Below are 23305 nucleotides of genomic sequence, written 5' to 3' on the forward strand. Positions count from 1 at the left end.
CGTACGCGGGAACGGTTACTGCGGATCCGGGCCCGTCGCCACCGGACGGGACTCGTCCGCGGACCACTGCGACCACGAGCCGACGTACAGCTGGGCGTCGATGCCCGCCACCGCGAGCGCCAGGACCTCGTGGGCGCCGGAGACGCCCGAGCCGCAGTAGACGCCGACCTGGCCCGGATCGCCGGTCGCGCCAAGGGACTTGAAGCGGGCGGCGAGTTCGGCGGCCGGGCGGAAGCGGCCGTCCGCCGTGACGTTCTCCGTCGTCGGCGCCGACACCGCGCCCGGGATGTGGCCGCCGACGCGGTCGATGGGCTCCACGTCGCCCCGGTAGCGCTCGGCGGCGCGGGCGTCCAGCAGGAGGCCGGAGCGGGCGAGCGTGGCGGCGGCGTCCGCGTCGAGGAGACCGGTGGCACCCGGTGCAGGGGTGAACGTGCCGGGCTCCGGCGCGGGGATCGCGGTCTCCAGGGGGCCGTCCCAGGCGGCGAGGCCGCCGTCGAGGACCCGCACGGACGGGTGACCCGTCCAGCGCAGCAGCCACCAGGCGCGAGCCGCGGCCCAGCCCTGCCCGCCGTCGTACACGACGACGTCCCGGTCGCCCGAGACGCCCGCCGCGCGGAGCGTGGCGCCGAGGTCCGCCAGGTCGGGCAGCGGGTGCCGGCCGCCATCCGGACCGGCGTGACCTGCAAGTTCCGCGTCGAGGTCGATGAAGACCGCGCCGGGCAGGTGCCCCGCCTCGTACGCGGCCCGGCCGTCGAACGCGGGCTCCCCCGCGGCCTTCGCGACGCTGAGCTGCCAGCGGATGTCGAGCAGCACGGGCGGGTTCTCCCCCGCCAACTCGCTCGCAAGTTCGGATGCGGTGATGATGGCATTCATGAGGGCCATCCTTGCTCATGGTCTGGCCCGAGCGCCCACGTTCGGATAGCGTGCTCGACCGACTACCGAGCGTCAACCGGTCGGACACGGCCGGGTCATGGCGCGGCAACGTCTGCGAAACACCGTTTCGGACATCCTCTGCGAGGAGTCCGGCGGATTCGGCGCGGTCAGGGAGCGCCGCGCGGCACGGAGTGCCACCATCAGCACGGGCGTGATGCGACACGTGGGTTCCCGATTACGGGCCCGAGGGTTCCGTTCCGAGGAGAGAGTGACGATGACCGAGGCAGCAGCCCGGCGCGCACCGGGCACACCTTGCTGGGTGAGCCTGATGGTGCACGACATGGCCGCGACCCAGGAGTTCTACGGGGCGCTGTTCGGCTGGGAGTTCAGGCCGGGGCCGCAGCAGCTCGGCCCGTACGCGCGGGCGCTCCTGGACGGGAGGGAGGTGGCCGGCATCGGCCGGATGCCGGCCGACCGTCATCTGCCGGTCGCCTGGACCCCCTACCTGGCCTCGGACGACGTGGACGCGACGGCCGAGACGGTGCGGCACTGCGGCGGCACGGTGGGCGTCGGCCCGCTGGACGCCGGCGAGGCGGGCCGGATGGCGATCTGCTCCGATCCGTCGGGCGCGGTGTTCGGCATCTGGCAGGCGGCGGCGCATCTGGGCATGGCGGTGACCGCCGTACCGGGTGCGGTGTCGTGGAACGAGCTGGTGACGCGGGAGACCGCGAGCGTCGCGAAGTTCTACCAGGCGGTCTTCGGGTACGCCGAGGAGGCCGTCGTCTCGGCCGACTTCGACTGCCTGACGCTGCAGCTGGAGGGGCGTCCGGTGGCCTCCATGCAGGGCGTCGGACACGCGCTGCCGCGCGACCGGGGCCCGCACTGGATGACGTACTTCGAGGTCGGGGACGTCGACGAGGCGGTGGAGCGGGTGGCCGACCTGGGCGGGCACACCGTCAAGCCCCCGCGGGACGGCTCGCACGGGCGGGTGGCCACGGTGGCGGATCCCGAAGGGGCCCGCTTCGCGCTGGTGGCGTCGGAGCGCTGACGGGCCCGGAACGCGGCAACCACCGTGCGGGGCGGCCGAGTGCACCCGGTCGCCCCGCACGGTGGTCCGGTGCTCAGGACGTGGCGAGCACCGCGTCGCGGATGAGCTGGGCGACTTCCTTCGGGCGGGAGACCGCGACCGCGTGCGAGGCACCCTCGATCTCGACGACGGTCGCTCCGGCCCGCTTGGCTCCGTAGCGCTCCACCTCGGGGTTGATCGCCTGGTCGGCCGCGGCCACGAGCGCCCACGACGGCGTGGTGCGCCAGGCCGCTGCGGTCGCCTTCTCCTCGAACGCCCCGGCGGCGAGCGGCCGTTGGGCCACCGCCAGCACCTGCGTCACCTCGGCGGGGACATCGGCCGCGAAGACCGTCGGGAAGGCGTCCCGCGCGATGGTGACCTCGACGGCCGTACCGCCGCCCACGACGGGGTACGTTCCCTGCTCCAGGTTGCTGACCAGCGGTGTTCCGGGGAATCGGCCCTGGAGCTCACCGAGGCTCTCGCCCTCCTCCAGGACGTACGCCGCCACGTAGACGAGGCCGACGACGTTCTCGGCGGTCCCGGCGACTGTGATCAGCGCGCCTCCGTAGGAGTGGCCGACCAGGACGACGGGACCGTCGATCCGGGCGACCACCGAAGCGATGTACGCGGCGTCGTCGGCCAGGCCGCGCAGCGGGTTGGGCGGGGCGATCACGGGGATGCCGTGGCTCTGCAGTGCGGCGATGACACCGGACCAGCTCGCCGCGTCGGCGAACGCACCGTGGACCAGGACCACGGTCGGGGTCGGGTTCGTCATGTCTCTCCTTGTGGCGTGCGGGCGGGCGTCAGGCGGTGTGCAGGGCGGAGCGCAGGGTGCTGACGGCCAGCGCGATGGCGGCCTCGGCGGCGTACGTCTCGCGCAGGGCGTTGAGCATGACGAAGTCGTGGATGATGCCCTGGAAGCGGACGGCGGTGACGGGGACACCGGCCGCGCGCAGCTTGTTCGCGTACGCCTCGCCCTCGTCGCGCAGGACGTCGGCCTCGCCGGTGATGACGAGGGCGGGCGGCAGGTCCGCGAGCTGCTCGGTGGTCGCCCGCAGCGGCGAGGCGGTGATCTGCGCGCGCTCGCTCTCGTCGGTCGTGTACTGGTCCCAAAACCACTGCATGCCGTCGCGGCGCAGGAAGTAGCCGGTGGCGAACTGGTGGTACGAGCCCGTGTCGAAGGCCGCGTCCGTGACCGGGTAGAACAGCACCTGGTGCAGCAGCGGGATGCCGCCGCGCTCCTTGGCCATGAGGGTCAGGGCCGCGGTCATGTTGCCGCCGACGGAGTCACCGGCGACGGCGAGGCGCGTGCCGTCGAGGCCCTTGGTGGCGCCCTGTTCCACGACCCACTGGGCGACCGCGAAGTTCTGCTCGATCGCGACCGGGTAGCGGGCCTCCGGCGACAGGTCGTACTCGGGGAAGACGACGGCCGCCTGTGCGCCGACGGCGAGTTCGCGGACCAGCCGGTCGTGGGTGTGGGCGTTGCCGAAGACCCAGCCCGCACCGTGGATGTAGAGGACGACGGGCAGGGTTGCGGTGCTGCCGGCGGGCTTGACGATGCGGGCCCGGACGCTGCCGGTGGGGCCGCCGGAGACGGTGATCCACTCCTCGTCGACGGCGGGCATCTCGACCTGGCCGGACTGCACCTCGTCGACGGCCTTGCGGCCCTCCGCCGGAAGCAGGTCGAACAGGTAGGGAGGCTCGGCCGTGGCCTCGGCGAAGGCTGCTGCGGCGGGTTCCAGTACCGGCTGGACGGGCTCGATGGCGTCGGGCATGGCGATCTCCTGGCGTGTCGTCGGTCCACCGGTGCGTCGGGGACCGTTCCCCGTCACGCTAGGAGCCTGTCCAGGGCGGCAGTTGACCAGGAGCGCACCGGTACTTTTCCGACAGCGCAGGATCCCGGGTGTTCGACCGGATTGGGCGGCGGCGGGCCGTTGGGGCCGGGATGCACCGGTGTGCCCGGCGCCTCATAGAATCCGGATGATCATTCGGGGGCCGGGGATCCAGGGCAGGGGACGGGATTGAGCGAGGCGCGGGAGACGTTCGGGGCGCTGCTGCGGGAGTTGCGGCTGGCCACGTCGCTGACCATCGAGGGGCTGGCCGAGGCGTCCGGTACGAGCGTCCGCGGCATCGGCGACCTGGAGCGGGGGCGTCGGGCGGCGCCGCAGCGGCGCACGGTGGCCGCGCTCGCGGACGGCCTCGGTCTGGACGGGGCCGACCGGGAGCGGCTGCTCGCGGCGGCCCGGGCCGGCCGCTCCCCCGGTTACAGCCCGGCGGGGGTGCGCGCCTTCCCGCGCGGCATCGACGACTTCGTCGGCCGGGAGCCGGAGCTCGGCCGCCTGGCCGAACTCGCCGCCGAGGCCGCGGGCCGGGCCGCCGTACTGGACGCGTCACAGCGGGACTCCGTGCTGGGGCCGCCCGTCGTGGTGGCGGTGTCCGGGGCCCCGGGGACCGGCAAGACGACCCTCGCGCTGCACGCCTCCCGCCGGCTCGCCGACCGTTTCCCGCACGGCCAGCTCATGATCGATCTGCGCGGGACGGACGGTACGCCGCCGTCCCCGTCCGAACTGATGGTCGCGGTCCTCAAGGCTCTCGGGGTGCCGGACCGGGACCTGGCCAAGGCCGGACCCCAGGCTCATCCGGAGCTCTACCGGCAGGTGCTGGCCGAACGGCGGTGCCTGCTGGTGCTGGACAACGCCCGCGACGAGGCACAGGTGCGTCCGCTGCTGCCCGGCTCGGGCGCGAGTCTGGTCGTGGTGACGAGCCGCCGCATGCTGACCGGCCTGGCCGCCGTGCACCGGCTGCCGCTCGGGGAGCTCAGCCCGGGTGAGGCCGCGGAGTTCCTCACCCTGCTGATCGGCAAGGAGCGGGCCGCCGCCGAGCCCGACGCCCTCGCGGACGTGGCCCTGCGGTGCGGCCATCTGTCGCTGGCCCTGCGGGTGGCGGGCAACTGGCTGGCCACGCGGACGGGGTGGACGGTGCGCCGGCTCGCCGACCGGCTGGCGCACGCGGAGCGCCGGCTGGACGCGCTGGCCGCAGGGGACGTCCGCGTGTCGGGCGCCTTCGACCTCTCCTACCGGCAGCTGACGCCGACCGCGGCCCGGATGTTCCGGCGCCTCTCCCTGGTTCCGGGCCCCGACGCGAGCGCGCCGTGCGCGGCGCGGCTCACCGGGCAGGACCTGTTCGACGCCGAGGACACGCTGGAGGAGCTGGTCGAGGCGGGGCTGCTCGGCGCGGCCGGGGACCGCTACCGGCTGCACGACCTGCTGCGGCTGTACGCGGACCAGCGTCTGACGGCGGAGGAGCCGCCCGGCGACGCGGACCTCGCCCGGCGGACGATGCGGCGCTGGCTGCTGGAGACGGCGGTGGTGGCGGGCCGCTGGTACGAGCCCGATCACGGAGCGCCGCCCGCTTCCTGGCGGGGCCTGGTGGACCTGTCGTCCGCCGACCGTGCGCGCCGCTGGCTGCAGGACGAGGGGCTCAACTGGCTGGAGGCGCTGCGGGCCGCCGCGCGCGACGGAGAGCACGCCCGAGTGGTGGAGGTGGCGGAGGCCCTGCACTGGTTCTCCGACCAGTGGATCTTCTGGGGGCACTGGCCGGAGGTCTTCGGGACCGCGGCGCGCTCCGCGGCGGCCCTCGACGATCCCCTCCTGACAGCGACGCACCTCAACTACCACGCCTGGGCCGTGCTGTTGTGCGAGGGCCGGCCGCGCGACAGTCTGCCGCTCTCCGCGCGGGCACTGGCCGCCGCGCGGCGGGCCGGCGACCGGGAGCAGGAGGCCTGGGCCCATCAGTACGCGAGCTGGGCGCACCGGCTGCTGGGCGAACTGCGGCGGTCGTACGAGCATCTGGACCGGTCGGTGGCCCTGTTCCGGGAGGCGGGCGACCTGCACGGCACGCTCCAGGCCATGCACGCCCAGGCGATGCTCCTGGAGTCCGAGGGTGACGACCAGAAGGTCCTCGCCGCGTACCGGGCGACGCTCGCGCTGCTCGACGAGGTCGCCGATCAGGTGGAGCCGCACATCGCCCGGACGAATCGGCAGGGGCTGCTGTCCGGGATCGGGCTGTGCTACGGCCGGCTCGGCCGCTGGGAGGAGGCGGTGGCCCGGCTGCGGGACTCCGTCGCCCTGTGCCGGACGCTGGGCAACGCCGCGTTGGAGAGCCGCCAGCTCACCCACCTGTGCGACGCGCTGGTGGCCGCCGGGCGGGACGAGGAGGCGCGCGAGGCGCTCCTGCGCTGCCTCGCGCTCGGGCCGGACGCGGATCCGCAACGCGTCGCGCGGGCCCGGGAGCGACTGGCCTCGTGGGACGACGGCCGGGGGGCCGCCCGCGCCGAACCACTGTCCTCACCGTAGCCGTCGCGGGGACGCGCGTCTGTTCTCCGCGTGCACCGCACTGTTCCCCGGGCGCACAGCCGGCCGGCTCGTCCGGAACCCCACTCTTTCTGCCTGCTTTGTGCCTGGAGCCCGCTCGGGGTCGGTGCTTGGCTGGTCACGGCGGGGAATCCGGGCCCCACCGTCGTCGCCCGGCTCCGGTGTCGTGCTCTGTCGTCCCCGTGCGGGCGCGGGCGGCACCCGGTCCGGGACACACCGTGTGTCCACGGCCTCCCCGCCGGTACCGCACAGGTGGAGAGGAGAACCGGGTTGAGCCTGGTCGTGACGACTGATTCGCTTCCCGGCCCGGAGCGGCTCGGTCACTGGCGCGACGCCGTCGGCCGGGCCCTCGTCCCGATGCACGTGGTGCCGCACGGTGACGGCCCTCTGGTGGGGCGGATCGTCTCCGACCGCCTGGGGCAGTTGCGGCTCTCCAGCGTCGAGGCGGGCGCGCAGCGCGTCAGCCGTACGCGGGAGCACATCGCCCGCTCGCCGGAGGCGTTCGTGGCGGCCCATGTCCAGGTGGCGGGCACGGCGACGTTTCTGCAGGACGGCCGGAGCACCGTCGTGGACGCGGGTGAACTCCTCGTCTACGACACGAGCCGGCCGTACACCCTGGACTTCCCCGAGCCGTTCGCGGGCCGTGTCGCCCATCTGCCCCGCCACGCGCTGAACCTGCCGGACGCGGACCTCGGCCGGATCAGCGGCACCGCCATCAGTACGGCGGAGGGCATCGGGGCGGTCTTCATGCCGTTCCTGGCCTCGCTGATCGCGTCGGCCCACTCCTACGCGCCGACGATCGCCGAGCGCCTCGCGGCGGGCGTCGTGGACCTGTTCGCCACGCTGGTGACGGAGCGCGTCACGAGGGACTCGGCGGACAGCGCGCGCGGCGACCTGCTGCGGCGGATCCGCGACCACATCGACCGCAACCTCCAGGATCCCGCGCTGTCACCGGAGACGGTCGCGGCCGCACAGCACATCTCCGTGCGGTACCTGCACCGGCTCTTCGAGGGCGAGGGCATCACGGTCGGCCGGCTCATCCAGCGGCGCCGGCTGGAGGAGTGCGCCCGCGACCTCACCCGCGGCGGCGGCCCCGGCCCCAGCGTCTCGGCCGTGGCCCATCGCTGGGGCTTCGTCAACTCCGCCCATTTCAGCCGCTCGTTCCGCGGCGCCTACGGGCATTCGCCGCGGGAGTGGCGGGCGTTGCGGATGGCCGCGTCGTGATCCTCGGCGGTCAGGCGGAGGCGACCGGCAGCACGTCCGGGGACAGGGCCACGGCGCGGGCCGTCGCGCTCGTCGCCCGCCTGCGGTGGTGCCGTCGGCACAGCACCTCGTAGCCGACCTCGTCCTCGGCGTGGTTCACATCGCCGACGACGACCTGGGCGCCCTCGACGACCATCTCACCGTTGATGGTGCGCGCGTTGTGCGTGGCGCGCGCGCCGCACCAGCACAGCGCCTCGACCTGCAACACCTCTACGCGGTCGGCGAGTTCGACCAGGCGCTGGGAGCCGGGGAACAGCTTGGAGCGGAAGTCGGTGGTGATCCCGAAGGCGTAGACGTCCAGGTCGAGGTCGTCGACGACGCGGGCGAGCTGGTCGATCTGCTCGGGGGCGAGGAACTGCGCCTCGTCCGCGATCACGTAGTCCACCTTGCCGCCCTGGGAGAGGCGGTCGACGACGTACGCGTACACGTCCAGGTCATCGGCGACCTCCACGGCGTCGGTGACCAGGCCCAGACGTGAAGAAAGCTTTCCCTCGCCGGCCCGGTCGTCACGGGTGAAGATCATCCCCTGCAGTCCGCGGGCCGAGCGGTTGTGCTCGATCTGCAGAGCCAGGGTGCTCTTTCCGCAGTCCATCGTTCCGGAGAAGAACACCAGCTCTGGCATGGGGAGTCGAGCACCTTTCGCGTGACGGGAAGAGAGGGGGGAGACGGGCGGACGGGTCCTCAGGAACGGACTTCGAGGAGCGGTACGAGCTGTTCCGCCGGGGTCATGGAGCCGTGGTTGCCGACCATCAGGGACTCCTTCGGCTCGTTCCGCGACGCGATGATGACCACGTCGTCGCGGGCCGCGGCGATGACGTCGCCGAGCCGGTCGTACACCCGCTGATCGATCTGCGGACCGAACCAGCCGGCCGCGATCGCCTCGTCGCGGCTCGCGATCCAGAACTGCTCGCCGAGCACCTCGCGCCACACGGCCAGCACGTCGCCCTGCGCGCCGGGCACCGCGTACACGTGGCGCGCGCGGCCCTCGCCGCCCAGCAGGGCGACACCCGCGCCCAGTTCCCAGTCCTCGTCGAAGTCGATCCGGGACTGCTCGTCGAAGGGGATGTCGACCATGCCGTGGTCGGCGGTCACGTACAGGGCGCTGCGCGGCGGGAGTTGCTCGGCGAGGCGCTGGGCGAGCCGGTCGACGTACATGAGCTGGCCGCGCCACGGGTCGGAGTCGACGCCGAAGCGGTGCCCCTTGCCGTCGACCTCGCTGTAGTACGTGTACACCAACGACCGGTCACCGGCGGCCAGTTGCTCGGCGGCCAGGTCCATGCGGTCCTCGCCGGACAGCCGGCCGTGGAAGGTGCCGCCGCTGAGCGCGATCTTGGTGAGGGGGGTCGACTGGAAGTGGGGGGCGGAGACCTGGGCCGTGTGGACTCCGGCCTCGTGGGCGCGCTGGAAGACCGTCGGGTACGGCTGCCAGACCTGCGGCTTCGTCCACGGATTCCAGCGGAGCTGGTTCATCAGCTCGCCGGTGGCCGGGTTGCGCACGGTGTAGCCGGGCAGGCCGTGCGCGCCGGGCGGCAGGCCTGTGCCGACCGAGGCGAGGGAGGTCGCGGTGGTGGCCGGGTAGCCCGCGGTGATCGGGCTGCCGGTGCCGCCGCGTGAGGACGCCATGAGCGAGCTCAGGAAGGGCGCCTCGTCGGGGTGGGCCCTCAGCTGCTCCCAGCCGAGGCCGTCGATGAGGAAGACGCAGGCGCGGTCGACCGGAGCGAGCTCCGGGATCGCGGCCGCGCAGCCGGGAACCCCCAGGTGGAAGCCGAGGGTGGGCAGCAGGTCGGCGAGGGAGCCGGTGCCGTACGCCGGGACGGGAGCGGAGTGGACGGGCAGCGGCTCTACGTCGTCCCAGGCGGCCTGCGTCATCAGCGTCCCGCGTCCGCGGTGGCCTCGGAGAGGGACTGGGCGAAGGCGAGGGCCTGGCGCACGGTCTCCGGTCCGTCGCCCGCCTCGCTGACGCGCAGGCTCAGGTCGTCGGCGGTCGAGCTGCCCGTGTAGCCGTGGTCCGCCTCGCAGTTGGGGTCGCCACAGGCGGCCGGCTCCAGGTCGATCCGGGAGACCGCGCCCCAGCCGATGGTGAGGACGACCTCGCGCGGCAGCGTGCCCGGAACGTACTTCTCCGGATTGGCGACGACACGGCTGAGCACCACCGAGGAGATCCGGTCGAGCTTCACGGACTCCGTGGACGTCGTCGCGTACGGCGTCGGGGAGGTCGTGTCGGCCGCCTGCTCGTCGGTGTGGCTGACGATGAAGCGGGTGTCGGTCAGGACCAGGACGGTGACATGACGACGGACCTCGTTCGCGTCGAACGTGGTCTCCTGGTGCACGAGGTACGACGAGATGGGCTCGCCGCCGACCGCGGCCTCCACCGCCTCGGCCACGAGGGCCGGGTAGTAGCCGCTGCGCTCGATCGCCGCTCGCAGCCCTTGGGTCGTCGTACTGGTCTTGGCCATGGGGTCCATCCTAAGGCCGGGGAGAGACTGTCGTTGCGCCTGTGGATAACCCTCCGTGAGGGCATTTCGCGGGGGGGTGCCGATCAGTACGCGACAGGCAGGGTGCGCGGGCCGAGGTCGTCGCGGGCGGGTGGCGGCGCGAGCCGGACGGAGGCGCCGAGCACGGTCAGTCCGTGCGGGGCGACGACCACCGGTTCGAGGGCCACTCCGACCACCTCGGGGTGGTCGTCGACGAGACGGGACACGCGCTGCAGCAGCTCCTCCAGGGCGGGGGTGTCGACGGGGGCGGCGCCGCGCCAGCCGAACAGGATCGGCGCCGTCTTGATGGAGCGGATGATTCCGCGGGCGTCCTGGTCGGTGACCGGGATCAGCCGGTGCGCGGTGTCGCCGAGCAGCTCGGACGCCGCTCCGGCCAGGCCGAAGGAGAGCACCGCTCCGGCCGCCGGGTCGATGACGGCCCGGACGACGGTGTCGACGCCGCGCGGTGCCATCGCCTGCACCACGGGGCGCAGCTCGGCCGGTTTGCCGAGCTGCTCGGTCAGTTCTTCGTAGGCGCGGCGCAGGTCGGTCTCGTCGGCGAGGTCCAGGCGTACGCCGCCGAGGTCGGCGCGGTGGCGCAGGTGCGGGGCGGTCGTCTTGAGGGCCACGGGGTAGCCGAGGGTGCGCGCGGCCTCGGCGGCCCGGTCGGCGTCGGGTGCGGGCAGCGTCTGCCGTACGCCGATGCCGTACCGGGCGAGCAACGCGCGGGCGTCGTCCGGGGCGAGCTCGATGCCGCGCGGGTCGTCCTCCTTGGCGAGCAGCTCAGTGATGAGGTCGGCGGCCCCGGACTCGTCGATGCCGTCGTACTCGGGCACCTTGCCGGGCTCGGCCGCGTCGCGCCGCCACTGGGCGTACTTCACGACTTCGGAGAGGGCGTGGACGGCGCGCTCGGCCGCGGGGTAGGCGGGGATGAGGCGCGGGGTGCCTTCGGGGGTGTCGGCTGTCGCGGGGAGCGGCCTGGGCGTCTGGGTGTCGGGGGCGTCCGGGGCGTTGGGGCCGGTGCTGGTCGCGGCGGAGAGGGCCTCGGCGAGGCCGCCCAGTTCGACGTGGACGACGAGCACGGGCTTCGTGGGCGCTGCCGCGGCGGCGGCGCTCAGGGCCGCCGCCAGCTCGGCGTCCTCGGTGGGGCCCTCCCCCACCGCGGGCATCGCGGTGACGACGACCGCGTCGGTCTTGTCGTCGGCGAGCGCCTCGTCGAGGGCCGCGCGGAAGTCCGCCGCGGAGGCGGCCGTGGTCAGGTCCCGGGGCGTCTTGGGACGCAGTCCCTCGGAGAGGCACACGTCGTAGGTCAGCAGGCCGAGCGACTCGGAGTTGCCCAGGATGGCGACGCGCGGTCCGGCGGGCAGCGGCTGGCGGGCCAGGAGGAGACCGGTGTCGACGAGCTCGGTGATCGTGTCGACCCGGATGACGCCGGCCTGCCGCAGCAGCGCGGAGACCGTGGCGTACGGGAGGCGGGTGGCGCGTACGGCGTGCCCTGTGGGGGCGATGCCGCTGTGCCGGGCGCCCTGGACGACCACGAGGGGCTTGGCGGCGGCGGTACGGCGGGCGAGGCGGGTGAACTTGCGCGGGTTGCCGATGGATTCGAGGTACATGAGGGCGACGTCCGTGTCCGGGTCGTCGTACCAGTACTGAAGGACGTCGTTCCCGGAGACGTCGGCGCGGTTGCCCGCGGAGACGAACGTCGAGATCCCCGTGGCGCCGGTCACTCCTCCGCCCCGTCGGTGCAGGCGGGCCAGCAGGGCGATGCCGATGGCGCCGGACTGGGCGAACAGGCCGATGCGGCCGGGGCGGGGCATCTCGGGGGCGAGCGAGGCGTTGAGTCGTACGTCCGGGGACGTGTTGACGACGCCGAACGCGTTCGGCCCGACGATGCGCATTCCGTAGGTGCGGGCCTGGCGCACCAGTTCCCGCTGGCGCTCGCGGCCCTCGGCGCCGCTCTCGGCGTATCCGGCGGAGACCACGACCAGGCCCTGCACACCCCGTTCACCGCACTCGGCGACGACGTCGGGCACGTGCGGCGCGGGTACGGCGACGACGGCCAGGTCGACGGGCTCGGCCGGGTCGATGTCGCGGACGCAACGGTGCGCGGGAACGCCGTCGACCTCGGTCAGGTCCTCGGGGAACGCCTTGTTCACCGCATACAGGCGGCCCGTGAAGCCCGCGTCCTTGAGGTTGTCCAGAACGCTGCGGCCCACTCCTCCGGGTGCCCGCCCCACGCCGATCACCGCGACGGAGCCGGGGGCGAGGAGCCGCTGCACGGAACGGGCCTCGGCACGCTGCTCACGGGCGCGCTGCACCGCGAGGGACGCCTCCGTGGGCTCCAGGTCGAACTCCAGGCGGACGACGCCGTCCTCGAAGCTGCGCTTCTGGGTGTATCCGGCGTCCGTGAACACCTTGATCATTTTGGTGTTGGCGGGGAGCACCTCGGCGGCGAACCGGCGGATGCCGCGCTCCCGGGCGACGGCGGCGATGTGCTCCAGAAGGGCGGACGCCACGCCGCGCCCCTGATGGGCGTCCTGCACGAGGAAGGCGACCTCGGCCTCGTCGGCGGGCGCGGAGGCGGGTCTGCCGTTCGGGTCGATCCGGTCGTAGCGGACGGTCGCGATGAACTCGCCGCCCACCGTGGCGGCCAGGCCGACGCGGTCCACGTAGTCGTGATGGGTGAAGCGGTGGACGTCTTTGTCGGACAGACGGGGGTAGGGCGCGAAGAAGCGGTAGTACTTCGACTCGTCCGAGACCTGCTCGTAGAAGCTGGTCAGGCGCTCGGCGTCGTCGGTGGTGATGGGCCTGATCCGGGCGGTGCCGCCGTCGCGCAGCACGACGTCGGCCTCCCAGTGGGCGGGGTAGGCGTGCCGGTCCGACGGGGTCTCCATGCCGCAAGGGTAGGGCTGGCCACCGACAAGCGGGCGACAGTCGTACGGGTCGCGGCCCGCGCGCGTGGGAGGCAGGCTATGGAAGGCCGAAGGGCAGTGCTCGGAGGGGACCTGGGTCCGCGTCGAGCACGCTCCACGGTGTGTGAGAATGGTCTAGACAACCGTGAGACACCTGAAGGGCAGCATCACATGGCTGAGCGCCGCGTCAACGTCGGCTGGGCCGAGGGCCTCCACGCCCGCCCCGCCTCCATCTTCGTCCGCGCGGCCACGGCGGCCGGCGTCCCCGTGACGATCGCCAAGGCTGACGGCAACCCGGTCAACGCCGCCTCCATGCTCGCGGTGCTGGGCCTGGGCGCCCAGGGCGGCGAGGAGATCGTCCTGGCCTCCGACGCCGAGGGTGCGGACGCCGCGCTCGACCGTCTGGCGAAGCTGGTCTCCGAGGGCCTCGAGGAGCTTCCCGAGACCGTCTGATCCCATCAGTTCGGCGGAGCCGCGCGTTTCCCTTCGAGGGCGCGCGGCTCCGCCGTTTTCGCATTCGGACACCACCGCGCGAAATTCAAGCACGCCGAATAGGGCAGCAGAATTACACCGCACTGGACGTCTTTAATCAGGGCGGCAAAAGATACTGCGCGGCTCATTCGATGAATACCGCACTTCTTTGTATACGGCCCCCCTGTTAATGCTGGAGCCCCGCCGTGTTTACGGCATGTTGCGAAGTCCTCACACGGTCGCCCGCGCGGGGGACGCGCAGCCGGTGGGCCGTGACGGCGCGCTCGGTGTGCAGGGCGGTCAGGGAGCGGGCCCGCTCGGCGTCGCCGCGGGCCACCGCGTCCACGATGGCGCCGTGCTCCGCCCAGGAATCGCCCGGCTGGGCCGGGGTCTCGACGGCGTACATCCACGCGATCTTGTGCCGGAGCTGGGTGAGCAGGGTGATCAGGCCGGGGCTTCCCGAGGCCTGTGCGAGGGTCTCGTGGAACCAGCCGCCCAGGGAGCGCAGATCCTCGCTCTGGCCCCGCCTGGAGCGCTCCTGCCCCAGCCTGACCAGGCCACGCAGCACCTTGAGGTGGGCCTCGGTGCGGCGCTGCGCGGCGCGTGCGGCACCCAGCGGCTCCAGCAGCATGCGGATCTCCAGCAGGTCGGCGGCCTCCTGCTCGGTGGGTTCGGCCACGCACGCGCCCGCGTGCCTGCGCGTGACGACGAAGCCCTCGGCCTCCAGGGTGCGCAGCGCCTCGCGGACCGGGACGCGCGAGACCCCGTAGCGGCGCGCGAGCAGTTCCTCGGTGAGCCTGCTGCCGCGCTCGTAGACACCCGCGACGATGTCGTCGCGGATCGCCGTGCATACCGAGTGCGCGGGAATGCGCATGACCCGACCTCCGCCTTAATCCCCGCGAAACGCGGTCGATTGACGCCCGTGCAAGCGCGATTGACACCTGTTCGACGCGCCCGCCCAGTGACTCTATTCCACCCTCCTTGAATTTCCGACGGCAGGCCGGAATCCATGGATATTTTTTGGACAGGAACGGCGTGCACACGCGAAAGCCCCGGCTCGGCGGCCGGGGCTTTCGGGGACTGCTGCTGCGGATGCGTCAGACGTTCACGCCGTGCGAGCGGAGGTACGCGACGGGGTCCATGTCGGAGCCGTAGTCGGGGGTCGTGCGGGCCTCGAAGTGGAGGTGCGGGCCCGTGACGTTGCCGGTGGCGCCGGAGAGGCCTATCTGCTGGCCGGGGGTGACGGCCTGGCCGACGGAGACACCGATGGACGACAGGTGACCGTACTGGGTGTACGTGCCGTCGTTCATCTTGATCACGATGTTGTTGCCGTACGCGCCGCCCCAGCCGGCCTCGACGACGGTGCCGGAGCCCACGGCGTGCACGGAGGTGCCGCTCGCCGCGTGGAAGTCGATGCCGGTGTGGCTGCCGGAGGACCACAGGCCGCTGCTCGCCTTGTAGGCGGTGGAGACGTAGGAGCCGGTGATCGGTGCCACGAAGGAGTTGAGGCGCTTGCGCTCGGCCTCACGGGCGGCGCGCTCCTTGGCCTCGCGCTCCTTCTTGGCCTTCGCCTCGGCCTCGCGCTTGGCCTCCTCGGCCTTCTTCTTCGCCTCGGCCTCGGCCTTCTTCTTGGCGGCGGCTTCAGCGGCGGCCTTCTTCTGCGCGGAGGCCTGCGCGTCGATCTGGTCGGCCAGGGAGTCGCCGATGGCGATGGCCTGGGTCAGGCCGTTCTGGTCGGCGGCCGCGTTGTCGGCGGCGAGAGCGGGGGCGGCGAGGCCTCCGAGGACACCGGTCGTGGTGATCGCCGCGACACCCGCGACCTGCGCGGTGGTACGCGTGAGACGGCTGGGACGACGGTGCTTCCCGGTGGCACGGGTGAACGCCATGAAGTGGCTGGTCCTTTCCTTCCCTCTCGCCTACCGGGTTAGCTGACGGGTTCGGAGCAGGAAGGTCTCCTACGGACACCCTCCCCGTACGGGAAGAGCGTCCGATTCACCCCAGGGACTGCGATGGGTCCCCGGCTCCCCTGGCTCGCGCCGTGGGGGACTCGGCGATGACTGTCCGGTGTCGCGGGCGCGACGTAGGTCTGGCGGACAGCCGGACCGACGCTAAACGGGACATCTTTTAATCAACAAACGGATCCCGGCTTTTGTAGTGCATGCCACAGACCAGACAGGCAACCTCCGCCCCAATTCGGACATTCGTGATCCAAGGCCGGTCGTGGACGGACGTGAGCGACAGCACGAAGCCCCGGTGGTCGGCGTGACCATCGGGGCTTCGTGCGGCGTGCGGGACGGGGGTCAGCCCGTGACCACGGTCACCTCACCGATGCCGAGGGCCCTGACGGGCTCCTCGATCTGCGCGGCGTCGCCCACGAGGATCGTCACCAGCCGGTCGGCCGGGAAGGCGTTCACGACCGCCGCAGTGGCCTCCACGGTGCCCGTCTCGGCGAGTTGGCGGTACAGCCGGGCCTGGAAGTCGTCCGGCAGCTGCTGCTCGACCTGGTCGGCGAGGGTGCCCGCGACCGCCGCGGCCGTCTCGAACTTCAGCGGGGCCACACCCACCAGGTTCTGCACGGCCGTGTCGCGTTCCGCGTCCGTGAGGCCCTCGGCGGCCAGCGTGCGCAGGACCTTCCAGAGGTCGTCGAGCGCGGGTCCGGTGTTCGGAGTGTCCACGGAGCCGCTGATGGCGAGCATCGCCGCGCCCGTCCCGTCGGGCGCGGACCGCAGCACCTGGGCGAAGGACCGCACACCGTAGGTGTAGCCCTTCTCCTCGCGCAGGACGCGGTCCAGGCGCGAGGTGAGCGTGCCGCCGAGGCAGTACGTGCCGAGGATCTGCGCCGCCCACACGCGGTCGTGCTTGTCGGGCCCGATCCGGCCGATGAGCAGCTGCGTCTGCACCGCTCCCGGACGGTCCACGACGACGACCCGGCCGGTGTCGTCCGCGGTGACCGGCGGCGCCGGGCGCGGCTCGCTCGTGTCGCCGGTCCAGGCGCCGAGCGTGTCCGCGAGGAGGGCGTCGAGGTCGGTGCCCGTCAGGTCGCCCACCACGACGACGGTCCCGGTGGCGGGACGTACGTGCTTCTCGTAGAAGGCGCGCACGGCCGCCGCGTCGATGGCGGCGACGGTCTCCTCGGTGCCCTGACGCGGGCGCGACATGCGCGAGCCGGCCGGGAAGAGCTGCCTGGAGAGCTCCTTGGCGGCGCGGCGGGCCGGGTTGGCGCTCTCGTGCGGGATCTCGTCCAGGCGGTTGCGGACGAGGCGCTCGATCTCGCTGTCCGCGAAGGCGGGCGCCCGCAGGGCGTCGGCCAGCAGGGCCAGCCCCTTGGGGAGGCGGGAGACCGGCACTTCCAGGGAGACGCGGACGCCGGGGTGGTCGGCGTGCGCGTCCAACGTGGCGCCGCAGCGCTCCAGTTCCGCCGCGAACTCCTCCGCGGAGTGCTTGTCGGTGCCCTCGTTGAAGGCACGCGCCATGATCGTGGCGACGCCGTCGAGCCCGGCGGGCTCGGCGTCCAGCGGCGCATCCAGGTTGATCTCGACGGCGACGACCTGCTGGCCGGGACGGTGGCAGCGCAGCACCGTCAGGCCGTTGGCGAGCTCGCCGCGCTCCGGGGCGGGGAACGCCCACGGCTTGGCCGCGCCGGCCTGCGGCTGGGGGTGGAAGTCCATGGTCGCGAGCTGCTCGGTCACCGGCCCGCCTCCTCGTCGTTCTCGTCGCTCTCGTCATCGGGGTCGGCGGGGGCCGTCGGCTCGTACACGAGGACCGCGCGGTTGTCGGGGCGCAGGCGGGCCTTGGCGACCTCCTGGACCTCCTCGGCGGTCACCGCGAGGACGCGCTGCACGGCCGTGAGCGCGAGCTGCGGGTCGCCGAACAGTACGGCGTAGCGGCACAGTTCGTCGGCGCGGCCCGCCACGGTGCCGAGCCGGTCCAGCCACTCGCGCTCCAACTGGGCCTGGGCGCGCTCCATCTCCTCGGGCGTGGGACCCTCCTCGGCGAACCGGGCGAGCTCCTCGTCGACGGCGGCCTCGATGACCGGCACCTCGACGTCTCCGGAGGTCTTCACGTCGAGCCAGCCCAGGGAGGGCGCGCCGGCCAGGCGCAGCAGTCCGAACCCGGCGGCCACGGCGGTGCGGTCGCGGCGCACCAGACGGTTGTAGAGCCGCGACGACTCGCCGCCGCCGAGGACCGTCAGGGCGAGGTCGGCGGCGTCGCACGCGCGCGTGCCGTCCTCCGGGAGCCGGTAGGCCGCCATGAGGGCGCGCGCGGGGACCTCCTCCTCGACGACCTCGCGCAGCTGCCCGCCGATCACCTCGGGCAGGGAACCGTCGCGCGGGGCGGCCTTGCCGTCGTGGCCGGGGATGGAGCCGAAGTACTTCTCGACCCAGGCGAGCGTCTCCTCGGGGTCGATGTCGCCCACTACGGAGAGCACCGCGTTGTTGGGCGCGTAGTAGGTGCGGAAGAAGTTCCGCGCGTCTTCGAGGGTGGCCGCGTCCAGGTCGGCCATGGAGCCGATGGGCGTGTGGTGGTACGGGTGGCCCTCCGGGTACATGAGGGCGGTCAGCTTCTCGAACGCGGTGCCGTAGGGGACGTTGTCGTAGCGCTGACGGCGCTCGTTCTTCACGACGTCCCGCTGGTTCTCCATCGACTCCTCGTCGAGGGCGGCCAGCAGCGAGCCCATGCGGTCGGCCTCCAGCCAGAGCGCGAGCTCCAGCTGGTGGGCGGGCATGGTCTCGAAGTAGTTCGTCCGCTCGAAGCTCGTCGTGCCGTTGAGCGACCCGCCCGCGCCCTGGACGAGCTCGAAGTGACCGTTGCCGTGCACCTGCTTCGAGCCCTGGAACATCAGGTGCTCGAAAAGGTGAGCCAGGCCCGTACGGCCCTTGACCTCGTGGCGCGAGCCGACGTCGTACCAGAGGCAGACCGCCGCGACCGGGGTCAGGTGATCCTCGGAGAGCACCACACGCAGGCCGTTGGCCAGCCGGTGCTCGGTCGCTGTCAGGCCGCCGGAGCCGGCCTCGGCGGTGGCCGTGTGACCCATGGGCATGTAGGTCCCTTCGATCGCGGGGAACGGAGAACACTGCGAACACTGAAAACACAGAACTGCTGCCAGTCCTGCCACTGTATGCAAGCGTGCTGACACCTGGCGAAGTTCCCGCTCGAGCTACGCCGTAAGCGAGCATGAAGCCCCCGAGCGGGCCGCGAACCACCCGGTATGGACGGGTCGCGATCAGCGTTGTCAGTGGGGCGGTCCACAATGGTCCGCGACAGTTCCCGTTCATGTACCCGTTCATGTTGGTGAAGGAGCCGCAGCAGCGATGGCCCGCCGCAGCACGAAGACCCCGCCGCCCGACGACTTCGAGGAGAAGATCCTCGACATCGACGTGGTCGACGAAATGCAGGGCTCCTACCTGGAGTACGCGTACTCGGTCATCTACTCGCGCGCCCTGCCCGACGCCCGCGACGGGATGAAGCCCGTCCACCGTCGGATCGTCTATCAGATGAACGAGATGGGCCTGCGCCCCGACCGTGGCTATGTGAAGTGCGCCCGTGTCGTCGGCGAGGTCATGGGTAAGTTGCACCCCCATGGTGACGCGTCGATCTACGACGCCCTGGTGCGTCTGGCACAGCCGTTCTCGATGCGCGTACCGCTGGTCGACGGGCACGGGAACTTCGGTTCGCTGGGCAACGACGACCGCCCGGCCGCCATGCGGTACACCGAGTGCCGCATGGACCCGGCAGCCGGTCTGATGACGGAGTCGATCGAAGAGAACACGGTCGACTTCGCACCGAACTACGACGGGCAGGAGCAGGAGCCCCTCGTTCTCCCGGCGGCGTACCCGAACCTTCTGGTCAACGGCGCGTCGGGCATCGCGGTCGGCATGGCGACCAACATGGCGCCGCACAACCTGGGGGAAGTGATCGCCGCCGCGCGGCATTTGATCAAGCACCCGGGGGCCGACCTCGAGACGCTCATGAAGTTCGTGCCGGGGCCCGACCTGCCCACCGGCGGCCGGATCGTCGGCCTGTCCGGCATCAAGGACGCCTACGAGTCCGGGCGCGGCACGTTCAAGATCCGTGCGACGGTCTCCGTGGACACCGTGACGGCGCGCCGCAAGGGGCTCGTCGTCACCGAACTGCCCTTCGCGGTCGGTCCCGAGAAGGTCATCGCGAAGATCAAGGAGCTCGTCGGTTCGAAGAAGCTCCAGGGCATCGCGGACGTGAAGGACCTCACCGACCGCGAGCACGGCCTGCGCCTGGTCATCGAGATCAAGAACGGTTTCGTGCCGGAGGCGATCCTGGAGCAGCTGTACAAGCTGACGCCGATGGAGGAGTCCTTCGGTATCAACAATGTGGCCCTGGTGGACGGCCAGCCGCTCACCCTGGGTCTCAAGGAGCTGCTCGAGGTCTACCTCGACCACCGCTTCGAGGTGGTGCGCCGCCGCAGCGAGTTCCGTCGCACCAAGAAGCGGGACCGGCTGCACCTGGTCGAGGGTCTCCTCGTCGCGCTGCTGGACATCGACGAGGTCATCCGCCTCATCCGCTCCAGTGAGAACAGCGCGCAGGCCAAGGAGCGCCTGATGGAGCGCTTCTCCCTGAGCGAGACCCAGACGCAGTACATCCTGGACACGCCGCTGCGTCGCCTCACCAAGTTCGACCGGATCGAGCTGGAGTCGGAGCGCGACAAGCTCAACGGCGAGATCGACGAGCTGACCGGCATCCTCGATTCCGACACGGAGCTGCGCAAGCTCGTCTCGACGGAACTGGCCGCCGTGGCGAAGAAGTTCGGCACGGACCGGCGTACGGTGCTGCTGGAGTCGGCGGGCGCCCCGGTGGCCGCCGTTCCGCTGCAGGTGGCCGACGACCCGTGCCGGGTGCTGCTCTCCTCGACCGGCCTGCTGGCCCGTACGGCGAACGGTGAGCCGTTCGCCGCCGACGAGGACGGCAAGCGCGCCAAGCACGACGTGATCGTCTCCGCGGTGCCGGCGACGACGCGCGGCGAGATCGGTGTGGTCACCTCCGAGGGCAGGCTGCTGCGGCTGAACGTCGTGGACCTGCCGCAGCTCCCGGACACGGCGTCCGCGCCGAACCTCTCCGGTGGCGCGCCGATCTCCGAGTTCCTCTCCTCCTTGGAGGCGGACGAGAAGGTGATCTGCCTGACGACGCTGGACGAGTCGTCGCCGGGTATCGCCATCGGTACCGAGCAGGGCGTCGTGAAGCGTGTGGTGCCCGACTATCCGTCGAACAAGGAGGAGCTGGAGGTCATCACCCTCAAGGACGGCGACCGGATCGTGGGCGCCGTCGAGCTGCGCACCGGCGAAGAGGACCTGGTCTTCATCACGGACGACGCCCAGCTGCTGCGCTACCAGGCCTCCATGGTGCGTCCGCAGGGCCGTCCCGCGGGCGGCATGGCCGGCATCAAGCTGGCGACCGGCGCGAAGGTCATCTCGTTCACCGCGGTCGACCCGGCGGTCGACGCGGTGGTCTTCACGGTGGCGGGCTCGCGCGGCACGCTCGACGACTCGGTCCAGACGACGGCCAAGCTGACGCCGTTCGACCAGTACCCGCGCAAGGGCCGCGCGACCGGTGGCGTGCGCTGCCAGAGGTTCCTGAAGGGCGAGGACTGCCTGAGCCTCGCCTGGGCGGGCCCGGTGCCCGCACGCGCGGCGCAGAAGAACGGCACACCGGCCGAGCTGACCGAGATGGACCCGCGCCGCGACGGCTCGGGCGTCTCACTGCCGAAGACGGTGGCGGTGGTGGCGGGCCCGGTATAGGCCTCCCGGGCCGGCCCGTTCCGCTCTAGGGGACGTCGGCGAGATCCTGGACTTCCTCGGTCTCGCCCTTGTCCTGTACGTAGCGGAGGACGCCCCACATGCCGTGCTCGTCGACGGTGTGCGGGGCGTCGCTCTTGTTCTCGCCCCTACAGGCGTCGAGTTCCTCGCGCAGCGCCTCCGTATCGATGCCCGCCCCGATGAGGACAAGCTGCGTGAGGCGCGGCTCTCCGCCCGGCCAGGGCTCGGGGTAGAACCGCAGGAATCGCCCGACGGCGTGCACCGCGTACCGGTTCGCGGGGTCGCCCGGGCCGAAGTCGACGTACCCCTTGAGGCGGTAGAGACCGTCGGGCCTGCTGTCGAGGAAGGCCATCAACCGGCGCGGCTCCAAGGGAACTTCGGATGTGAACGCGACGCTTTCATAGGCGGAGTGCAGGTGCTCGTCGTGCGCCTCGCCCGCGCCGTGCCGGTGCAGGTCGTCGAAGGACAGCTGCCCGATCCGCTCCTCCGTGGGACGGCAGTCGAAGAGCAGCTCCGGGTCGATACGGCCGTACGACGCGGAGACGACGGCGGCGCGTTCTGCCGCCGCCCGCACCACGCCCAGGACGCGCTGCCGCTCGGTGTCGGGGACCCGATCGCCCTTGTTCACCACGACGAGGTCGGCGATCCCCAGGTGCCGGTCCACCTCGGGATGCTTCTCCCGAGTGGCGTCGAACTCGGCGGCGTCGACGACCTCGATCAGCCCTCCGTACACGATCCGCGGATTCTCACTGGCCAGCACCATCCGCACCAGTTCCTGCGGTTCCGCGATGCCGCTCGCCTCGATGACGATGACGTCCATGCGATGACTGTCATTGATCGGGCGAGTCAACTTGTCCAGATAGACGTCAAGTTCACTGGCGTCCACGGCACAGCACAGGCAGCCGTTGCCGAGGGAGACCGTCGAATCGCCCAGCTGCCCGGCCACGGCCATCGCGTCGATCTCGATCGCCCCGAAGTCATTGACGATCGCACCGATGCGCGTGCCGCCACTGCGGTGCAACAGGTGATTCAGCAGGGTGGTCTTCCCGGAACCGAGGAAGCCCGCGAGGACGACGACAGGGATCTGCTGCGGGCTCGCCTTGCTCAACACGCGACCTCTCTGACACCGAAGCGTGCACCGGCTCGGGCTCCGGCTCTCGTACGAAGAATGAATCTCGCCCCAGAATAAGTGCGCGTAGAAACGCCGCGAAGTGAACGATTGTTAGCGCCGATCGCGGGGCAGACGTTGGACGTGGCGCCGGTTTGCGCGACCCATGCTTCCGTGCGCCTCCTCTCCGCCTCCCAGCCGATCAGAGCCGCTCGGCATCCTGGGAGACGGCAAGCGCGCCGCCCACCGCTCGCCGGTCTCCACGCCCGTCGACCCGCACCCGACCGACCGGCGGACGGTCGCCTGAATCGGGGGTTGACATGGCCACTCAAAGTTACGGCACATGGCGTGTGGTAATCGCGACATTGACGGGGGGACTGGCAGGCGCCGGGGCCGTCCATCTGTGGCAGCGACACGGCAGAGGCGCCGAATCGGTCGCCACGGAGCGGCGACGACTGGCTCGCGCACATCAACAGCGCATGCACTGGGAGTTGTTGAGCAAGGCCATCGACGACCCGGCACTCGCTGTCGTGATCGACACCTTCGGCATGAACCTGGACCCGGAGAAGCGACGGCAACTCCTGTACGCGAATCTCTGGTACATCAACGCGTTCCACCTCTACGAATCCGGCCTGCTCAACCAGCGCGAGCTCTTCGGCCACCTTCGCGAGCTCTTCCAGAGCGCCTACATCCGCGAGTACTGGGAGATCACCCGGCCCCATCGCGCCGCACTCGACCCGTCATCCACGGAGGCCGAGATCGGCCGCATCGCCGAGGCGCTCTTCCGGGAACTGGACGAGGCGGAGACGGACCAGTGGTGGGTGGTAGGAGTGCCCCCTGAGGTGTGACGCCTCGGTCACCGGCATCCGCTGCGGTAACACGCGCACGCGAGGTCCCACAGTCCCCCATCCCGGTGACATCCGGGTCAACTCCCCCTGGAATGGCGGCTTTCAGTGCGCTGCCACTGCGCCGAGCGCA

The 23305-nt window shown here is 71.7% G+C and carries 18 protein-coding genes and 1 riboswitch; of the genes, 6 read left to right on the forward strand and 12 right to left on the reverse strand.

Annotated elements, in window-relative coordinates:
* Positions 1-15: 15 nt before the first annotated feature.
* Positions 16-873 carry a sulfurtransferase gene (locus ACQUQD_RS10660; RefSeq protein ID WP_428951806.1) on the reverse strand — a complete coding sequence of 286 codons (858 nt, stop codon included), beginning with the start codon at positions 871-873 and terminating at the stop codon, positions 16-18.
* Between the two features lie 274 nt (positions 874-1147).
* Here ACQUQD_RS10660 and ACQUQD_RS10665 point away from each other — a divergent pair, with 274 nt between their 5' ends.
* Entirely contained in the window at positions 1148-1921 is a 774-nt protein-coding gene (locus ACQUQD_RS10665) for a VOC family protein (protein WP_428951807.1), read from the forward strand.
* A 73-nt stretch (positions 1922-1994) separates the two neighbouring features.
* On the opposite strand, the gene ACQUQD_RS10670 is transcribed toward ACQUQD_RS10665, so the two are convergent.
* Positions 1995-2714, reverse strand: a complete 720-nt coding sequence (locus ACQUQD_RS10670; protein ID WP_428951808.1) for an alpha/beta fold hydrolase — start codon at positions 2712-2714, stop codon at positions 1995-1997.
* Positions 2715-2742: 28 nt separating this feature from the next.
* Positions 2743-3714 carry an alpha/beta hydrolase gene (locus ACQUQD_RS10675; protein ID WP_428951809.1) on the reverse strand — a complete coding sequence of 324 codons (972 nt, stop codon included), beginning with the start codon at positions 3712-3714 and terminating at the stop codon, positions 2743-2745.
* Between the two features lie 246 nt (positions 3715-3960).
* Between ACQUQD_RS10675 and ACQUQD_RS10680 the strand changes: the two genes are divergently transcribed.
* Positions 3961-6294, forward strand: coding sequence for an ATP-binding protein (locus tag ACQUQD_RS10680; protein WP_428951810.1), 2334 nt, complete (start codon positions 3961-3963; stop codon positions 6292-6294).
* A gap of 288 nt (positions 6295-6582) precedes the next feature.
* Entirely contained in the window at positions 6583-7536 is a 954-nt protein-coding gene (locus ACQUQD_RS10685; protein ID WP_428951811.1) for a helix-turn-helix domain-containing protein, read from the forward strand.
* 10 nt (positions 7537-7546) lie between these two features.
* Here the strand turns inward: ACQUQD_RS10685 and ACQUQD_RS10690 are convergent, their stop codons facing one another.
* The 4 genes from ACQUQD_RS10690 to ACQUQD_RS10705 all read right to left on the reverse strand — a co-directional run bounded on the left by ACQUQD_RS10690 (position 7547) and on the right by ACQUQD_RS10705 (position 12943).
* Positions 7547-8197 (reverse strand): thymidine kinase, encoded by a 651-nt coding sequence (locus tag ACQUQD_RS10690; protein WP_428951812.1) that lies wholly within the window; start codon positions 8195-8197, stop codon positions 7547-7549.
* A gap of 59 nt (positions 8198-8256) precedes the next feature.
* Positions 8257-9444, reverse strand: a complete 1188-nt coding sequence (locus tag ACQUQD_RS10695; protein ID WP_428951813.1) for an alkaline phosphatase family protein — start codon at positions 9442-9444, stop codon at positions 8257-8259.
* Positions 9444-10031 (reverse strand): DUF5998 family protein, encoded by a 588-nt coding sequence (locus ACQUQD_RS10700; protein ID WP_428951814.1) that lies wholly within the window; start codon positions 10029-10031, stop codon positions 9444-9446. The genes ACQUQD_RS10695 and ACQUQD_RS10700 overlap by 1 nt, the downstream gene beginning before the upstream one ends.
* An 83-nt stretch (positions 10032-10114) precedes the next feature.
* The gene (locus ACQUQD_RS10705) at positions 10115-12943 is read right to left on the reverse strand and encodes a GNAT family N-acetyltransferase (protein WP_428951815.1); all 2829 of its coding nucleotides are present in this window, start codon (positions 12941-12943) and stop codon (positions 10115-10117) included.
* A gap of 189 nt (positions 12944-13132) precedes the next feature.
* Here ACQUQD_RS10705 and ACQUQD_RS10710 point away from each other — a divergent pair, with 189 nt between their 5' ends.
* A complete protein-coding gene (locus ACQUQD_RS10710; protein WP_003993478.1) occupies positions 13133-13414 on the forward strand; it encodes an HPr family phosphocarrier protein in 282 nt (93 codons plus the stop codon).
* A gap of 205 nt (positions 13415-13619) precedes the next feature.
* Here the strand turns inward: ACQUQD_RS10710 and ACQUQD_RS10715 are convergent, their stop codons facing one another.
* From ACQUQD_RS10715 to ACQUQD_RS10730, 4 genes are all read right to left on the reverse strand, one after another.
* Positions 13620-14306 carry a GntR family transcriptional regulator gene (locus tag ACQUQD_RS10715; protein ID WP_428951816.1) on the reverse strand — a complete coding sequence of 229 codons (687 nt, stop codon included), beginning with the start codon at positions 14304-14306 and terminating at the stop codon, positions 13620-13622.
* 223 nt (positions 14307-14529) lie between these two features.
* Positions 14530-15318, reverse strand: a complete 789-nt coding sequence (locus ACQUQD_RS10720; protein WP_428951817.1) for a M23 family metallopeptidase — start codon at positions 15316-15318, stop codon at positions 14530-14532.
* Positions 15319-15330: 12 nt separating this feature from the next.
* A riboswitch (cyclic di-AMP (ydaO/yuaA leader) is annotated at positions 15331-15495 on the reverse strand.
* A 237-nt stretch (positions 15496-15732) separates the two neighbouring features.
* Positions 15733-17100: a M16 family metallopeptidase gene (locus ACQUQD_RS10725; RefSeq protein WP_428957514.1), complete on the reverse strand. Its 1368-nt coding sequence runs from the start codon at positions 17098-17100 to the stop codon at positions 15733-15735.
* Positions 17101-17117: 17 nt separating this feature from the next.
* Positions 17118-18473: a M16 family metallopeptidase gene (locus ACQUQD_RS10730; protein WP_428951818.1), complete on the reverse strand. Its 1356-nt coding sequence runs from the start codon at positions 18471-18473 to the stop codon at positions 17118-17120.
* 271 nt (positions 18474-18744) lie between these two features.
* Between ACQUQD_RS10730 and ACQUQD_RS10735 the strand changes: the two genes are divergently transcribed.
* Positions 18745-21201: a DNA gyrase/topoisomerase IV subunit A gene (locus ACQUQD_RS10735; protein ID WP_428951819.1), complete on the forward strand. Its 2457-nt coding sequence runs from the start codon at positions 18745-18747 to the stop codon at positions 21199-21201.
* A 25-nt stretch (positions 21202-21226) separates the two neighbouring features.
* Here the strand turns inward: ACQUQD_RS10735 and ACQUQD_RS10740 are convergent, their stop codons facing one another.
* On the reverse strand, positions 21227-22330 hold the full coding sequence (locus ACQUQD_RS10740; RefSeq protein ID WP_428951820.1) for a CobW family GTP-binding protein: 1104 nt from the start codon (positions 22328-22330) through the stop codon (positions 21227-21229).
* A gap of 317 nt (positions 22331-22647) precedes the next feature.
* On the opposite strand from ACQUQD_RS10740, the gene ACQUQD_RS10745 reads away from it, so the two are divergent.
* Positions 22648-23175, forward strand: a complete 528-nt coding sequence (locus tag ACQUQD_RS10745; protein ID WP_428951821.1) for a DUF6082 family protein — start codon at positions 22648-22650, stop codon at positions 23173-23175.
* Positions 23176-23305 lie beyond the last annotated feature (130 nt).

Source organism: Streptomyces sp. cg35, from assembly GCF_050410835.1.
Classification (GTDB): Bacteria; Actinomycetota; Actinomycetes; order Streptomycetales; family Streptomycetaceae; genus Streptomyces.

What these genes read in the sequence shown, in the direction of transcription:
- ACQUQD_RS10720 (WP_428951817.1), bottom strand. Translation starts at nt 15,318, where the DNA reads ATGGCGTTCACCCGTGCCACCGGGAAGCACCGTCGTCCCAGCCGTCTC.
- ACQUQD_RS10675 (WP_428951809.1), bottom strand. Translation starts at nt 3,714, where the DNA reads ATGCCCGACGCCATCGAGCCCGTCCAGCCGGTACTGGAACCCGCCGCA.
- ACQUQD_RS10735 (WP_428951819.1), top strand. Translation starts at nt 18,745, where the DNA reads ATGGCCCGCCGCAGCACGAAGACCCCGCCGCCCGACGACTTCGAGGAG.
- ACQUQD_RS10745 (WP_428951821.1), top strand. Translation starts at nt 22,648, where the DNA reads ATGGCCACTCAAAGTTACGGCACATGGCGTGTGGTAATCGCGACATTG.
- ACQUQD_RS10700 (WP_428951814.1), bottom strand. Translation starts at nt 10,031, where the DNA reads ATGGCCAAGACCAGTACGACGACCCAAGGGCTGCGAGCGGCGATCGAG.
- ACQUQD_RS10730 (WP_428951818.1), bottom strand. Translation starts at nt 18,473, where the DNA reads ATGCCCATGGGTCACACGGCCACCGCCGAGGCCGGCTCCGGCGGCCTG.
- ACQUQD_RS10710 (WP_003993478.1), top strand. Translation starts at nt 13,133, where the DNA reads ATGGCTGAGCGCCGCGTCAACGTCGGCTGGGCCGAGGGCCTCCACGCC.
- ACQUQD_RS10660 (WP_428951806.1), bottom strand. Translation starts at nt 873, where the DNA reads ATGAATGCCATCATCACCGCATCCGAACTTGCGAGCGAGTTGGCGGGG.
- ACQUQD_RS10690 (WP_428951812.1), bottom strand. Translation starts at nt 8,197, where the DNA reads ATGCCAGAGCTGGTGTTCTTCTCCGGAACGATGGACTGCGGAAAGAGC.
- ACQUQD_RS10695 (WP_428951813.1), bottom strand. Translation starts at nt 9,444, where the DNA reads ATGACGCAGGCCGCCTGGGACGACGTAGAGCCGCTGCCCGTCCACTCC.
- ACQUQD_RS10670 (WP_428951808.1), bottom strand. Translation starts at nt 2,714, where the DNA reads ATGACGAACCCGACCCCGACCGTGGTCCTGGTCCACGGTGCGTTCGCC.
- ACQUQD_RS10705 (WP_428951815.1), bottom strand. Translation starts at nt 12,943, where the DNA reads ATGGAGACCCCGTCGGACCGGCACGCCTACCCCGCCCACTGGGAGGCC.
- ACQUQD_RS10725 (WP_428957514.1), bottom strand. Translation starts at nt 17,100, where the DNA reads ATGGACTTCCACCCCCAGCCGCAGGCCGGCGCGGCCAAGCCGTGGGCG.
- ACQUQD_RS10715 (WP_428951816.1), bottom strand. Translation starts at nt 14,306, where the DNA reads ATGCGCATTCCCGCGCACTCGGTATGCACGGCGATCCGCGACGACATC.
- ACQUQD_RS10665 (WP_428951807.1), top strand. Translation starts at nt 1,148, where the DNA reads ATGACCGAGGCAGCAGCCCGGCGCGCACCGGGCACACCTTGCTGGGTG.